Genomic DNA, 13,808 nt, shown 5'->3' on the forward strand with positions numbered 1-13,808 from the left:
TTTCAGGCTGGCGGGATCAGGGTGGTTACATGGTCACTTATCAGGGTTTACGCTCTAGATCGCGATACCGTCGGATCGACGCCACGTCACTATCCGCTTCAAGCACCAGCATAACGGCATGCAAATGTTCAAGATCCCGTAAATCCACATCAATGAGCAACCGGTAAAAATCTGGTTTGCGGTCCAGAAACCTCAGATCCGAGATATTGGCCTTTTGCTCGCCAATCAATGTGCAAATCCGCCCCAGCACACCCGCATCATTGGAAATGGTCAGTTTCATACTGACCGTGTGGATCGGAGGGTGGTTGCCGGTGGCCCATTGCAGATCGACCCAGCGGTTGCCGTCATCTTCCACTTCCCCCAGTGCATCACAATCGATGGAATGCACCAAAACGCCCTTGCCACGATAGGTGATGCCGACAATGCGTTCGCCCGGCACGGGTTGGCAACATTGCGCACGGTTGATCACCTGCCCCGGGGCCAGACCGATCACCGCGGCGTCGCCATCGATGACATCTTCCATAACCGCCGCTTCGGGATACAGGATCTGGATCACGTCCCGCGCCTGCAATTCAGCTGATCCAAGACGGGCCAGAAGCTCGATCTCGTCCTCAATGCGCAGCTGTTTTGCCGCGGTCATCAGCGCCCTGTCGGTGACCTTGCGACCTGCGTTTTCAAACGCCACCCGCGCCAGTTCCCGGCCCAGTTTCACAAATCGCTCGCGGTCTTCACTGCGCAGGGATTTGCGGATCGCGGCCTTGGCCTTGCCGGTGACCACAATGTCGATCCAGGTCGCCTGTGGGGCCTGGCCCTCGGCGGTCATGATTTCGACCGACTGGCCGTTTTTAAGCCGGGTCCACAGCGGCACACGAATGCCATCGACCTTCGCGCCCACGCAGCGATCCCCGATCCGGGTGTGAATCGCATAGGCAAAATCCAGCGGTGTCGCCCCACGCGGAAGCTTGACCACCTCACCTTTGGGGGTAAAGCAGAACACTTGGTCGGAATACATCTCAAGCTTCACATGCTCAAGAAACTCGTCATGGTCATCCGCCGCTTCGAACCGTTCGGTCAGCGAGGCAATCCATTTCGCCGGATCGACCGCAAAGGGGTTTTCCACCCGTTCGCCATCGCGATAGGACCAATGCGCCGCCACCCCGGTTTCCGCCACCTCGTGCATCTGCTGGGTGCGGATCTGCACCTCAACCCGTTTGCCGTCGCGCCCCGACACCGTGGTGTGGATCGAGCGATAGCCGTTGGATTTCGGCTGGCTGATGTAATCCTTGAACCGCCCCGGCACCGCGCGCCAGCGCTGATGCACCACACCAAGCACCCGGTAGCAATCCGCCTCGTCCAACGTGATAATTCGGAATCCGTAAATGTCGGACAGGCGCGAGAACCCCTGATCCTTCTCCTGCATCTTGCGCCAGATCGAATAGGGTTTCTTGGCCCGACCAAAGGCTTCAGCCTGAATGCCGGCCACGGCCAGCTCATGCCGGATATCGCCGGTGATCTTTTCGATCACATCGCCGCTTTCTTTCTGCAGGCGCAGGAAACGCCGCATGATCGAACTGCGCCCTTCCGGGTTGAGCACGTGAAAGGCCAGGTCCTCCAGCTCTTCGCGCATCCATTGCATCCCCATGCGACCGGCCAGCGGCGCATAGATATCCATGGTTTCGCGCGATTTGATCACCTGCTTTTCCGGCCGCATCGCACGGATCGTGCGCATATTGTGCAGACGGTCTGCGAGCTTCACCAAAATGACCCGCATGTCCTTTGACATGGCCATGAACAGTTTACGGAAGTTTTCCGCCTGTTTGGTTTCGGAACTCGACAGCTGCAGATTGGTCAGCTTGGTCACGCCATCGACCAGCTCTGCCACCTCGCGGCCGAACTTTTCAGCCACATTGGTATAAGTGGCGCCGGTGTCTTCGATTGTGTCGTGCAGAAAGGCGGTGATGATGGTGGCATCATCCAACTGCATATCGGCCAGAATTTCCGCCACCTCAAATGGGTGGGTGAAATACGGATCACCTGAATGGCGATACTGGCCGTAATGCTCCTGCGCGCCAAACTCAAACGCGGCGCGGATCAGGTCGGAATTGGATTTGGGGTTATAGGTGGCGATCTTTTCGATCAGCCCGTCGAGTTCGAGATGTTCAAGCTCTTCGCGCCAGCTCGCCACCGATATCTACCCCGATCTTTGAGGAACCTGATAAGGGCCGGGACTTAGCCCTGGCCCTGGGCTTCCATCAGCGCACGCAACAGCTTTTCTTCCGACATGTCGTCGTCTTCCGGCTTGTCGGCGGCTTCGGCCCCCATCAGAAGCGCCATCTGGTCTTCTTCCGGTTCGTCCACCTCGATCTGGGTCTGGTGGCTTTCGATCATGCGCTCGCGCAGCTCGTCCGCGGTCTGGGTCTCGTCTGCGATTTCACGCAGGGACACAACCGGGTTCTTGTCGTTGTCACGATCCACGGTGATTTCGGCACCTGCCGAGATTTCGCGGGCACGATGTGCCGCAAGCATCACCAGTTCGAACCGGTTCGGGACCTTATCAACGCAATCTTCGACCGTCACGCGGGCCATAGTAAGCTCCATTCCTTGCAAGGGGATGTGAACCGCCTATTTAGGGGGCGGGTTGCCAGTTTACAAGCCGAATTTATCCCCGACAACGGGTTTTGCAAGATTCTCAAGGTATTCAAAGGTCCGAGAGCGGCTGAATCCCGGTTTTCTCGGCCTCTGACAAGGCATCACACATCTGGCGCACCGTGCGTTCAAGCACAGGATGGCGCCAGTCCGGCGCAATATCCAGCAAGGGAATCAGCACAAAGCCACGGTCCTGCAGGCGCGGATGGGGCAGGATCATCTGGTCCGGTGCCACCCGCTTTTGGTCGTCCAATGGCAGGTCCATCCAATGGGTCAGGGTGGGGCGATCCGGGGCGATGGTTACTCCGCTGGCAACCAGATCAATATCCAGCGTGCGCGGCGCCCAGCGCGAGGGGCGCTCGCGGCCAAATCTCGCCTCCACCTCGTGAAACAGATCGAGAAGCGCCCGATCCGAGAGATCGCTTTGGACCGCGATCGCCGCATTCACGAAATCCGGTCCAGCCCCCGCCGGGAAGCACGGGGTGCGATAGAATCGGCTGATTGCATTGATTCGCAAACCCTCGCCTTCTAGTTGCAAAATGGCATCTCGCACCAACCCTTGAGATAATACCAGATCACTGCTGGCGTTACTTCCAAGCGCAACAAGCCGATTTATGCTATACTTGTCCAAAAGTGCTGCTTGCGGCATCCGATTCTTACCTTAGATTGCACATCATACTTCGTTGACAGCTACACTCATTAACACTCACGGAATTGTTGGCGAAGGGAAATTGGAAAGGACTTTAAATGTTTTATCGTGACGAACGGCTCGCGCTGTTCATCGACGGCTCTAACCTGTATGCGGCAGCGAAGTCACTGGGGTTTGACATCGACTACAAACTGCTCCGTCAGGAATTCATGCGCCGCGGCAAGCTTCTGCGCGCTTTTTACTACACTGCCCTTCTGGAAAATGACGAGTATTCGCCGATCCGCCCCCTGGTAGATTGGTTGCATTACAACGGCTTCTCGATGGTGACCAAGCCTGCCAAGGAATATACCGACAGCATGGGTCGTCGGAAGGTGAAGGGCAACATGGACATCGAACTGACCGTGGATGCGCTGGAATTGGCCGATCATATCGACCATGCGGTGCTGTTTTCGGGCGATGGCGATTTCAAACCGCTCGTAGCCGCGCTGCAGCGCAAAGGCGTGCGCGTATCGGTGGTGTCAACCATCCGCAGCCAGCCGCCGATGATTGCCGATGAACTGCGCCGCCAGGCCGACAATTTCATCGAGCTGGACGAGTTGAAAGACGTCATCGGTCGCCCCCCGCGCGAATTTGATCGCGACGCGCCGACCGAAGAGTAAATTGACCTCAGGTCGACTGAATTCATCCAAAAAGCCGGGGCTTGCGCCTCGGCTTTTTTCGTCCGGGTTATTCCCCTTTTCTGCACGGCTCTTTTGCGGCACAACAGGTCGCGTTAGTATCCATGTTCAGGCTCGACCGGAGAAGCCCCGCCCATGACCACACAGACCAAGCCAGACCTCACCCTTTATCTCGCAGCGCCCAACGGGTTTTGCGCCGGGGTGGATCGCGCCATCAAGATCGTCGAAATGGCGATCGAGAAATGGGGCGCACCGATTTATGTGCGTCATGAGATTGTGCACAACAAGTTCGTCGTGGATGGCTTGCGCGAAAAGGGTGCGGTGTTTGTCGAAGAGCTGGAAGACTGCCCCGATGATCGCCCGGTGATCTTCTCGGCGCATGGGGTTGCGAAATCCGTGCCCGAAGAGGCGAACCGGCGCGAGATGGTCTATGTGGACGCCACCTGCCCGCTGGTCAGCAAGGTGCATATCGAGGCCGAACGCCATTTTGAAAACGGATTGCAGATGGTGATGATTGGCCATGCCGGCCACCCGGAAACCATCGGCACCATGGGGCAACTGCCCGACGGCGAGGTGTTGTTGGTGGAAACCGCCGAAGACGTCGCGACGCTTCAACCGCGTGACCCCGAGCGGCTGGCCTATATCACCCAGACCACTCTGTCGGTGGATGACACCGCAGGGATCGTTGCCGCCCTGCGGGACCGTTTCCCGGCCATCATAGGCCCCCACAAAGAAGACATCTGTTACGCCACCACCAACCGCCAGCACGCGGTCAAGGCTGTGGCCCCCAAGGTCGATGCGCTTTTGGTCATCGGCGCGCCCAACAGCTCCAATTCCCGCCGGTTGGTCGAGGTCGCCAAGGCCAATGGCTGTGACTATTCGATGCTGGTGCAGCGGGCCTCAGAAATTGATTGGCGGTCCTTGGACGGTGTGAAGGCCGTCGGCCTGACCGCCGGGGCCTCTGCCCCACAGGTTCTGGTCGACGAGGTGATCGACGCGTTTCGGGATCGATACAATGTGACCGTCGATCTGGTCGAAACCGCACAGGAGAATATCGAATTCAAGGTGCCCCGCGTGTTGCGCGACAAGGTGGCGGGATGAGCTGGGCCTTCCTCGCCACAGCGCTTTTGGTTGTGATGGCCCCCGGCACCGGGGTGATCTTCACGCTGGCCACCGGACTGACCCGCGGGCGGCTGGCCGCGGTGGCGGCGGCCGTTGGCTGCACAATCGGCATTGTGCCGTCGCTTCTGGCAGCGTTGTTCGGATTGGCGGCTGTGCTTTATTCCTCTGCCCTGTTGTTTCAGGTGGTGAAGTTCGCGGGCGTGGCCTTTCTGCTGTATCTCGCCTGGCAGACCCTGCAAAATGACGACGTGCTGACCGTCGACGAAAAGCAAAGCCCCAAGGGCCTGGGCCGCATTGCGCTGAATGCCACACTGATCAACATCCTCAACCCGAAACTCGCGCTGTTTTTCATGGCTTTCCTGCCGCAATTCCTGTCTGGTAACTCTGCCAGTGCCACGTCAGAAATGCTGACACTGGGCGGGGCGTTCATGGGGCTGACATTCATCGTCTTCATTGCCTATGGCGTTTTTGCGGCCTCTGCCCGAGACCTGGTGCTGGGCAATGCCCGCGTCATGGGGTGGATCCGCCGTGGCTTTGCCGCAAGCTTCGCCGGGTTGGCCGCAAAACTGGCCTTTGAAAAGGCATGACAGCAGACCGCCAGACGCTGGATGTCTATAACGCGCAGGCCGCGCAATACGAGGCGCGTGTCGCCCAAAAATCCACACCAGGCTTGACAGAGTTCATCGCCGCCCTGCCCGCAGGCGCCCATGTGCTGGATCTGGGCTGTGGTCCGGGGCTGAGCGCGCGGCACATGATGGATCAGGGGATGCAGGTCGATGCCGTTGACGGATCCCAAGCCATGGTGACTCGCGCGCAGGAACTGGGTGTGCCCGCGCGGCAGGGGCTGTTTCAGGACATTCACAAGGCGGAGACGTATGACGGCATCTTTGCCAATTTCAGCCTGCTGCACCTGCCGCGAAACGGCATGCCAGACATGCTCGACCAATTGCATCGCGCCGCCAAACCGAATGCGCTTTTGCATATCGGTTTGAAACTCGGGGAAGGTGAGGCGCGGGACCGTCTGGGGCGGTTTTATACCTATTACCAACAAGATGAGCTGGATGCCCTGTTGACCTCGGCGGGCTTTGATCCCATCACCCACATTCTGGGCACGGGCACCGGGTTGGATGGTTGGTCGTCTGACTGGATTGTGGTGCACGCGCACCGTTGAGGCGAAAGGAGAGAAGATGGCCGAGTTTTTTGCCTATACCGATGGGGCGTGTTCCGGAAATCCCGGCCCCGGGGGCTGGGGTGCGCTGCTGCAAGCCATGGAAGGCGGCAAGGTCATCAAGGAGCGCGAACTGAAGGGCGGCGAGGCGCTGACCACCAACAACAAGATGGAGCTGATGGCGGCGATCATGGCCCTGGAGACCCTGGGCAAACCCTGTGCGATCACCGTGGTCACCGACAGCGCCTATGTGAAAAACGGCGTGACCGGCTGGATCTTCGGCTGGAAGAAAAACGGCTGGAAAACCGCGTCGAAAAAGCCCGTGAAAAACGTCGATCTATGGCAGCGTCTGGACGCCGCCCAGGCCCGCCATCACGTGACCTGGGAATGGGTCAAAGGCCATGCAGGCCACCCGGAAAACGAACGCGCCGATGAACTTGCCCGCGCCGGCATGGAACCTTTCAAATCCTGATTTGCACTTTTTAGAAGGGCTGCGCATATGACGCCGCAAATCCTCGATTACCTCTCGGTCTTTGTCTTTGCCTTGTCCGGGGCGCTGGTCGCCAGCCGCGCGCAGCTCGATATCATCGGGTTTATGTTCATGGCCTGCCTCACGGCCGTGGGCGGCGGCATGGTGCGTGATCTATTGCTGGATCGCGACGCAGTCTTTTGGGTCGAAGAACCGCTTTCCCTCGGGATCGCCTGTGCGGGCGCAATCCTTGTGTTTTTCACCGCGCATCTTCTGGAAAGCCGATATCGCACATTGTTGTGGTTGGATGCCGCCGCGTTGGCCATTGCTGTGGCTGCCGGGGTAAATGTTGCGATGGGGCTGGGGCAATCCGCACCCATCATTCTGGTCATGGGCGTTGCCACTGGCACATTTGGGGGGCTGTTGCGCGACGTGGTCTGCAACGAGGTGCCATTGGTTCTGAAACAGGGCGAGCTGTACGTCACCGCCGCCTTTGCGGGCGCGGGGGCCGCAATCCTGTCTGCTTCATTTCTTGCCCACCCCCTCGCGCCGGTTCTGACCTGTATCCTGATCACCTTTGCCTTGCGCGCAGGGTCATTGGCGTTTGGCTGGCGCCTACCTGTCTATCGGGCCCGTCCACCGCAGCAGTGAAGCCAAGGTGAAAACCTGCGTCAAAACTCCATCCAAAGCCCCAATGACAGCTTGCCCGCCGGCACCGGATCAACGGTTTCGCTCCATTCCAGATGCAGGTGTTTGCCCGGGCGGATCTGCCAGGCGACGGCCGGGATGAGTTTGGTATAGGTTTCGGTTTCGCTGGCGAAAACATCCACGGAAAAAAGCGTCATCAGCCGGTCATGAGGTTTCAGCCCGAGCTGCCCAACAACCCCCAGCGCTTTGTCCCCATCCTGCAGCGGAAGATCCGCCTTAAAGGTCAGATCCGTCCAAGCATTCCCCCAACGCGTGTCGAACCCCCGCCCCAAATGGAAGGCGGGGATCAGGCGGTGCTGCTGGTCGCCCAGGCCAGCCACGGTCAGGCTGACGGCCTTTTGCCACGGCCCGTCACCGGGTGCGAAGCTCCAACGGGCAAAAAGCTCACCTTCGGTAAACTCTTCTGATTGAAAATCGTATTCCAGCTTGGCCCCGAGGGTCCATTGATCCGTGAGGCCATATTCGAAATAGGCTGCAAAGCTCGGGCGCTCAGCCCAATTCAAGTCGTCTTGCACCGCATGGAATGACAGAAACACATTGCCATCCCCGCGCGGCCAGGCCCCCGAAAGGGCAGGCGTGGCCAACAGGCAGGTCAGCAATATCGCCACAACGGCACGAAGGGAGGTCAGACAGGGCATGAAGCAAGGATTGCTTCACCTTGGTTAAAATTGTGTTAACCGCAACGGGGGGTCACTTTTTCAGATAGGTCTTGTAGATCCACAATACCGCCAGTGCGCCCAACACGGCCCCGACAAACCCGGCGGCCATTCCAAACAGCGCCATGAGCCCACGCAATAGCAAACCGCCGACAAGTGCGCCCAGCACGCCGATGGCAATGGTGGTTGGTACGTCGGCCTCAATCCCCATCAGACGGGTGGCGATGAAGCCTGCGGCAATGCCGAAAATGATCAGGAACAGGATGCTCATAGAGTCTATATGGCTGTTCCGAATGGCAATTCAAAGGCTTCTCGGCTGAAAACTAGAAAACTAGAAAACTAGAAAACTAGAAAACTAGAAAACTAGAAAACTAGAAAACTAGAAAACTAGAAAACTAGAATCCAGTTCACCGGGCTTGGAAAGAAGAAATTTGGGGGCGACGATCGACGCTGGGCTCGTGCCGCGATGCAGCCTCACCCCAAGCGGTCGGGCATGTCGACGCCGCGCAGGAAATCCTCCGCCAGCATCGGCTTTTTGCCCGGACGTTGGGCGCTTAAAACCTCAATCGCGCCTTCACCACAGGCGATGGTCAGACCGGACAACACCTGCCCCGGCGCCCCCTGCCCCTTGGCCAGACGCGAGGACAGAAGCTTGATCTGCTCTCCATTCATCTCGCATTTTGCACCGGGGAAGGGCGACAAGCCGCGGATCAGACGATCCACCTCGGTTGCGGGGCGGGTCCAATCCACGCGCGCCTCGTCTTTCAGGATCTTCTCGGCATAGGTCACACCCTCATCCGACTGGGGGTCCGCCGTCAGATCCTCAAGCCGCGACAGCGCGTCGACAATCATCCGCGCGCCCATCGGCGCAAGGCGGTCATGCAGTTGAAGCGTGGTTTCTTCGGCCCCGATCGGAGTGGCCTCGCGCAGCAACACAGGGCCGGTGTCCAGCCCTGCTTCCATTTGCATGATGCAAATGCCGGTTTCCGCGTCCCCCGCCATGATCGCGCGGTGGATGGGCGCCGCCCCCCGCCAGCGCGGCAAAAGTGACGCGTGAATGTTCAGGCATCCCTGCCGCGGCGCCTCCAAAATCGCCTGCGGCAGGATCAGGCCGTAGGCGACCACAACGGCGGCATCAAGGTCGAGCGCGGCAAATGCCTCTTGCTCCTCTGCCCCTTTCAGGGATACCGGATGGCGGACCGCCAGCCCTAATTCCAGCGCGCGCGCGTGGACCGGGCCAGGGCGATCTTTCTTGCCACGGCCAGCGGGTCGAGGCGGCTGACAATAGACAGCGGCGACCTCATGCCCGGCCTCCACCAGCGCGTCCAGCACCGGCACCGAGAAATCAGGGGATCCCATGAAGGCCAGCTTCATCGCGCCAGTTTCCTTGCCTTCTTGATCAGCATGTCGCGCTTCATTTTGGACAGGTGATCGAAATACATTTTGCCGTTCAGGTGGTCGATCTGGTGCTGCACCGAGGTGGCCCAGAGATGCACAAAATCGCGTTCCTCGACCTCACCCGCGGCGTTCAGGAACCGCACGGTCACCGCACGGGGGCGGTCGATTTCGGCCCAAACGCCCGGCAGGTTCGGGCTGCCTTCCCGGTGGGTGCGCAGCTGGGTCGAAGCGTGCAGGATTTCCGGGTTGGCCATGCGGATCGCCTGACCCCGTTCGTCGGACGCATCCACCACAGCGAGGCGCAAATTGATACCCAGCTGCGGCGCGGCCAGCCCAACGCCGGGCATGCTGTCCATCGCAAAGATCATCTCGTCCCAGATCGCGCGGATCTCGTCGCTGATCGCGTCAACCGGCTCTGCCACCGTTTTCAGGGCCTTGTTGGGCCACATCACGTAAGGGCGGTGGGTGGTCGCGGCCATATCTTACGCCTTGCCCCGCGCCAGATCACGCTTCAGCTTCTGCATCTTGCGGGTGATCATCTGGCGCTTGAGTGGCTTCAGATAGTCGATGAACAATTTGCCATCCAGATGGTCAATCTCGTGCTGGACACAGGTCGCCCACAGCCCGTCAAAATCCCTCTCTTGCAGGTTCCCGTCCACATCAAGCCAGCGCACACCCACCTCTTTCGGGCGGGTCACTTCGGCGAACTGGTCGGGGATCGACAGGCAGCCTTCTTCGTAGACATTCAGCTCATCCGAGGCGCGAATGACCTCGGGGTTGAACATCACCATGGGCTGCGGCGGTTCATCGTCATCGCGCACACAATCCAGCACAATCAGCCGCTTCGAGATGCCGATCTGCGGCGCGGCAAGGCCAATGCCCGGCGCGTCATACATGGTTTCCAGCATGTCATCGGCCAGCACACGCAGCTCGTCCGACAGGTCGGGCACAGAATCAGCCACCTTTTTCAGGCGCGGATCGGGGTGAATAAGGATGTTTCGCAGTGTCATAAGGGGGATGTAGGACAAGAGGGGCGTTGGTGCAATGGGCGCAATTTTCCCATACCGCCGGCGCGCACTCGGCCGAGTGAGGTATATTCACACATTGATTGGCTATTTCAGGCAATAATTTCTCATTATTTCCCTGCCTCTCTTTACACCGTTCCCTTTCACGCCATTTTTTGCAACATTTCCACCCATTCAACCACTCACATTGGTCCACCCGCCTCTTGCACCATGGACCAAAGCCGCTAACGTGCCCCGAGCAGGAGACACCATGACTTTCGACGACAGCACCGCCATGACCTTTGACACGATGATCGACCGCCGCGGCACCAATGCCTCAAAATGGGACAAGATGGAAAAGCTCTTTGGCGTCTCGCCGGAAGACGGGTTGGCCATGTGGACCGCCGACAGCGATTACGCCACCGCCCCCTGCGTGATCGACGCCATTCGCAAAGCTGCGGATCTTGGTGTGTTTGGCTATTCGTGGGAGCATCCAGATTACCTGAATGCGGTGGCCTGGTGGCACAAAACCCGGCACGGCTGGGACGTGGACCCGGATTGGGTGCTGACCACGCAGGGTCTGGGCAATGCGATTGCCATGTGCCTGCAAACCTGGACCGAACCGGGCGACGGGGTGGTGATCTTCACCCCCGTTTATCACGAGTTTGCTCTGAAGATTGGTAAGAACGGCCGTAAGGTTGTGGAATGCCCTTTGACGCGGGACGGCGATCTTTACACGCTGGATCTGGAAGACGCGCAATCGCGCCTGACGGGTGATGAAAAGATGATCCTGTTTTGCTCGCCACAGAACCCGTCTGGCCGGGTTTGGACAGTGGAAGAGCTGCGCGCCGTGGCCGATTTCGCCGAACGCAATGATCTGATGCTGATCTCGGACGAGATCCATCAGGACCTGGTGTATGACGGGTTCAAACATACCCCAACCGCCGTGGCGGCCCCCGACGCCCTGTCGCGGCTTGTGACCCTGTCGGCCCCGTCGAAAACTTTTAATATCGCCGGCCAGCGCACGGGCAACATGATCATCGCCGACCCTGACTTGCGCCAAACCATGAAGAAACGCCTGGCCGCGCTGGATTACGCGCCGGCGATGCTGTCGGTCGACATGATCACCGCCGCCTATTCACCCGAAGGGGCGATCTGGGTGGACCAGCAGATCGCGCATCTGACCCGCAATCGGCAGATCTTTGATGCGGGCGTGAATGCGATCCCCGGCGTGCGCTCGCTGCCGCTGCAGGCCACCTATCTGGCCTGGGTCGATTTTTCCGACACCGGGATGAGCCATGACGAGGTGATCGCCCGCATCCGCGACGACGCCAAGATTGCGGTCAGCCCCGGGCCGAGCTTTGGCAACGGCGGCGACGGGTTCCAGCGGTTCAATCTGGCCACGCAGGGCGCGCGGGTCGAAGACGCGGTCGCCCGCCTGCAACGCGCGTTTGCCGATCTGCAATAAGGCGCCACCCCCTGCGCGACACATGAGCAATTCCCCGCCCGGCACAACCTTACCGGGCGGCATTTGGTTGCGACCGGCCATCCCAAAGGTCAAGTAAAGATCATGCAGATCCTCGCCCGTTTCTTTTCCCGCCTGACCCTTCTTGCGCTTTTTGTCCTTGTGGGCGTTGTGCTGTGGGATCGCTTTGCGCCAATGACCGCCCCCCCGGTGATGGAGCCGATCACCGGTCAGATCGACCGGATCGTGGTGGAGAAGTCCGCCCGCACCCTGACCGTATTTCGCGAGGGCGAAGCAGTGAAAACCTATAAGGTTGCACTGGGGTTTGCGCCGAAAGGGGACAAGACGGTGGAGGGCGATGGAAAGACCCCTGAAGGGGTGTTCAAGATCACCCATCGCAACCCCAAAAGCGCCTATCACCTGTCGTTGGGGATCGATTACCCGCAACTGGACGACATCGCCCGTGCCGAAGCGGCCGGTGTGCGCCCGGGCGGGGATATCTTCATCCATGGCCAGCCCAACGGGTCGGGGCGTTTTGTGACCATCCCCTATGACTGGACTGCGGGCTGCATCGCCGTGTCAGACGATGAGATCGAAGAGCTTTGGGCGATCACCCCGGACGGGACCGAAGTGGAAATTCTGCCCTGAGGCGGGGGTTCATAAGGTGGCTCCCGCGCCTTTTCTCCCTTCGGTCGACAGGCTTGGGCGTGGCTCATCTACGATGAGCCTAGAAGGGGCGCTGCCCCTCGGACGACGTCCTCACCCCGGGATATTTATGACCAGAAAATGAGCCGGGCAAAGGCGGGCCTGACAACCATGTGGATTGCACACGCGCCGCATTTGGTCACTCTGTCCTGACGGATGAGGGCAGCTGAATTTCCAGAAGCGACAGTGGTTCTGATTTTACAAACCCCGCCTCCACCTCGCGCATAACCCGTTTCTGCCCTGCAAAGCTGAGCCGCGAAATCGCCTCTCTCATATCAAGCCACAGATACTCCGAATGTTCATCATTCAACTGCACTTCAACATCTTCCTGAACAAAAGCCACAAAAACCGGTGCGATTACAATTTCGTCTGTGCATACTTCGTAAAACTCTTCGCAAACATCTGCCGAGTAGTAGCGCGTTGGGGTCAAGCCGGTTTCTTCGCGAAGTTCGCGCAGGCCGGCGGCCCATGCCATTTCATTGGATTCGATTTTGCCCGCAACCTGACACCAGATCCCAATTGGCGGGTGGTTGCGTTTCATCAAAAGCACTTTTGTCCCGTCGGGTTCCGGGCGCAAGACCACCACGGACACCAACCAGGGGCGCAGGCGCCGGGCGCGGCGAAGTGTCGACATGGGGTTTGCCTTTTGGGTTGCGGGGGCAAGAGGGGTTGAAAATGACCCGTTCAGATGCCCCCGTCAACTCTGAGTGATACGGGGTCAGGCGTCCTTGGCGATCAGCCCGACCGGGGCATTTTCCTCGCGGGCAAAATCGAGCGGTGCGCGATCATGGGCTTCGGCCCTGCGCTTGAATTCGTAATGCATCTCACCCTCTTCCTCTTCCGAGGCGATGATCAGGCACTGATACAAGTGGCGCGACCCGTCATAAAGATCGACCAGCCCACGCAAATGGGGCGCGCGGTCACCGTCCAGCGCAAAGCCGGTTTCCCAGAATTTCAGCACCGGGAACACTTCTTCGTTCACCCGAATGCGCAGGCGTGATTTCTTTTTCAGGTCACGTTTGCGGGCGGCTTCCAGCCCTTCGCGCACCTCTTTCGGCAAATGTTCCAGCATCAATCCATCTCCCCTTCGCGGACCTTAATGATGGCATGAGAATTGTAACGGTCAAGTTAACCTTTTGTT

At 59.2% G+C, this 13,808-nt stretch carries 18 protein-coding genes; 8 read left to right on the plus strand and 10 right to left on the minus strand.

Translation table 11 applies throughout. The annotated features are described in order from the left end of the window. Positions 1-40: 40 nt before the first annotated feature. The 3 genes from ACP15V_RS14535 to folK all read right to left on the minus strand — a co-directional run bounded on the left by ACP15V_RS14535 (position 41) and on the right by folK (position 3,295). A complete protein-coding gene (locus ACP15V_RS14535; protein ID WP_424944576.1) occupies positions 41-2,140 on the minus strand; it encodes a RelA/SpoT family protein in 2,100 nt (699 codons plus the stop codon). Positions 2,141-2,229: 89 nt separating this feature from the next. Continuing rightward, positions 2,230-2,586, minus strand: a complete 357-nt coding sequence (rpoZ, locus tag ACP15V_RS14540; protein ID WP_424944444.1) for a DNA-directed RNA polymerase subunit omega — start codon at positions 2,584-2,586, stop codon at positions 2,230-2,232. A gap of 112 nt (positions 2,587-2,698) precedes the next feature. Next, positions 2,699-3,295: a 2-amino-4-hydroxy-6-hydroxymethyldihydropteridine diphosphokinase gene (folK, locus tag ACP15V_RS14545; RefSeq protein WP_424944445.1), complete on the minus strand. Its 597-nt coding sequence runs from the start codon at positions 3,293-3,295 to the stop codon at positions 2,699-2,701. Positions 3,296-3,393: 98 nt separating this feature from the next. On the opposite strand from folK, the gene ACP15V_RS14550 reads away from it, so the two are divergent. The 6 genes from ACP15V_RS14550 to ACP15V_RS14575 all read left to right on the plus strand — a co-directional run bounded on the left by ACP15V_RS14550 (position 3,394) and on the right by ACP15V_RS14575 (position 7,382). Beyond that, the gene (locus ACP15V_RS14550; RefSeq protein WP_424944446.1) at positions 3,394-3,954 is read left to right on the plus strand and encodes an NYN domain-containing protein; all 561 of its coding nucleotides are present in this window, start codon (positions 3,394-3,396) and stop codon (positions 3,952-3,954) included. 153 nt (positions 3,955-4,107) lie between these two features. Then, positions 4,108-5,073, plus strand: a complete 966-nt coding sequence (ispH, locus tag ACP15V_RS14555; RefSeq protein ID WP_424944447.1) for a 4-hydroxy-3-methylbut-2-enyl diphosphate reductase — start codon at positions 4,108-4,110, stop codon at positions 5,071-5,073. After that, positions 5,070-5,681: a LysE family translocator gene (locus ACP15V_RS14560; RefSeq protein ID WP_424944448.1), complete on the plus strand. Its 612-nt coding sequence runs from the start codon at positions 5,070-5,072 to the stop codon at positions 5,679-5,681. The genes ispH and ACP15V_RS14560 overlap by 4 nt, the downstream gene beginning before the upstream one ends. Next, positions 5,678-6,265, plus strand: coding sequence for a class I SAM-dependent DNA methyltransferase (locus ACP15V_RS14565; RefSeq protein WP_424944449.1), 588 nt, complete (start codon positions 5,678-5,680; stop codon positions 6,263-6,265). The genes ACP15V_RS14560 and ACP15V_RS14565 overlap by 4 nt, the downstream gene beginning before the upstream one ends. Before the next feature lie 16 nt (positions 6,266-6,281). Continuing rightward, complete coding sequence (rnhA, locus tag ACP15V_RS14570; protein WP_424944450.1) at positions 6,282-6,734, plus strand: ribonuclease HI; 453 nt, start codon at positions 6,282-6,284, stop codon at positions 6,732-6,734. A 27-nt stretch (positions 6,735-6,761) separates the two neighbouring features. Next, positions 6,762-7,382 carry a trimeric intracellular cation channel family protein gene (locus tag ACP15V_RS14575; protein ID WP_424944451.1) on the plus strand — a complete coding sequence of 207 codons (621 nt, stop codon included), beginning with the start codon at positions 6,762-6,764 and terminating at the stop codon, positions 7,380-7,382. 20 nt (positions 7,383-7,402) lie between these two features. On the opposite strand, the gene ACP15V_RS14580 is transcribed toward ACP15V_RS14575, so the two are convergent. The 5 genes from ACP15V_RS14580 to def (ACP15V_RS14600) form a co-directional block, all read right to left on the minus strand. Continuing rightward, the gene (locus ACP15V_RS14580) at positions 7,403-8,077 is read right to left on the minus strand and encodes a hypothetical protein (RefSeq protein ID WP_424944452.1); all 675 of its coding nucleotides are present in this window, start codon (positions 8,075-8,077) and stop codon (positions 7,403-7,405) included. 52 nt (positions 8,078-8,129) lie between these two features. Continuing rightward, the gene (locus ACP15V_RS14585) at positions 8,130-8,366 is read right to left on the minus strand and encodes a GlsB/YeaQ/YmgE family stress response membrane protein (protein ID WP_424944453.1); all 237 of its coding nucleotides are present in this window, start codon (positions 8,364-8,366) and stop codon (positions 8,130-8,132) included. A gap of 203 nt (positions 8,367-8,569) precedes the next feature. Next, positions 8,570-9,469 (minus strand): methionyl-tRNA formyltransferase, encoded by a 900-nt coding sequence (gene fmt / locus ACP15V_RS14590; protein ID WP_424944454.1) that lies wholly within the window; start codon positions 9,467-9,469, stop codon positions 8,570-8,572. Next, the gene (def, locus tag ACP15V_RS14595) at positions 9,466-9,972 is read right to left on the minus strand and encodes a peptide deformylase (protein ID WP_424944455.1); all 507 of its coding nucleotides are present in this window, start codon (positions 9,970-9,972) and stop codon (positions 9,466-9,468) included. The genes fmt and def (ACP15V_RS14595) overlap by 4 nt, the downstream gene beginning before the upstream one ends. A gap of 3 nt (positions 9,973-9,975) precedes the next feature. After that, the gene (def, locus tag ACP15V_RS14600; protein WP_424944456.1) at positions 9,976-10,503 is read right to left on the minus strand and encodes a peptide deformylase; all 528 of its coding nucleotides are present in this window, start codon (positions 10,501-10,503) and stop codon (positions 9,976-9,978) included. Positions 10,504-10,792: 289 nt separating this feature from the next. On the opposite strand from def (ACP15V_RS14600), the gene ACP15V_RS14605 reads away from it, so the two are divergent. Both ACP15V_RS14605 and ACP15V_RS14610 read left to right on the plus strand, forming a co-directional pair. Next, entirely contained in the window at positions 10,793-11,965 is a 1,173-nt protein-coding gene (locus ACP15V_RS14605) for a MalY/PatB family protein (RefSeq protein ID WP_424944577.1), read from the plus strand. Between the two features lie 102 nt (positions 11,966-12,067). Further along, positions 12,068-12,610, plus strand: coding sequence for a L,D-transpeptidase family protein (locus ACP15V_RS14610; protein ID WP_424944457.1), 543 nt, complete (start codon positions 12,068-12,070; stop codon positions 12,608-12,610). A gap of 196 nt (positions 12,611-12,806) precedes the next feature. Here the strand turns inward: ACP15V_RS14610 and ACP15V_RS14615 are convergent, their stop codons facing one another. Both ACP15V_RS14615 and ACP15V_RS14620 read right to left on the minus strand, forming a co-directional pair. Then, a complete protein-coding gene (locus ACP15V_RS14615; protein ID WP_424944458.1) occupies positions 12,807-13,301 on the minus strand; it encodes an NUDIX hydrolase in 495 nt (164 codons plus the stop codon). 84 nt (positions 13,302-13,385) lie between these two features. Next, positions 13,386-13,739: a hypothetical protein gene (locus tag ACP15V_RS14620; protein WP_424944459.1), complete on the minus strand. Its 354-nt coding sequence runs from the start codon at positions 13,737-13,739 to the stop codon at positions 13,386-13,388. Between the last annotated feature and the right edge of the window lie 69 nt (positions 13,740-13,808).

Source organism: Aliiroseovarius crassostreae, from assembly GCF_049803815.1.
Classification (GTDB): Bacteria; Pseudomonadota; Alphaproteobacteria; order Rhodobacterales; family Rhodobacteraceae; genus Aliiroseovarius; species Aliiroseovarius crassostreae_A.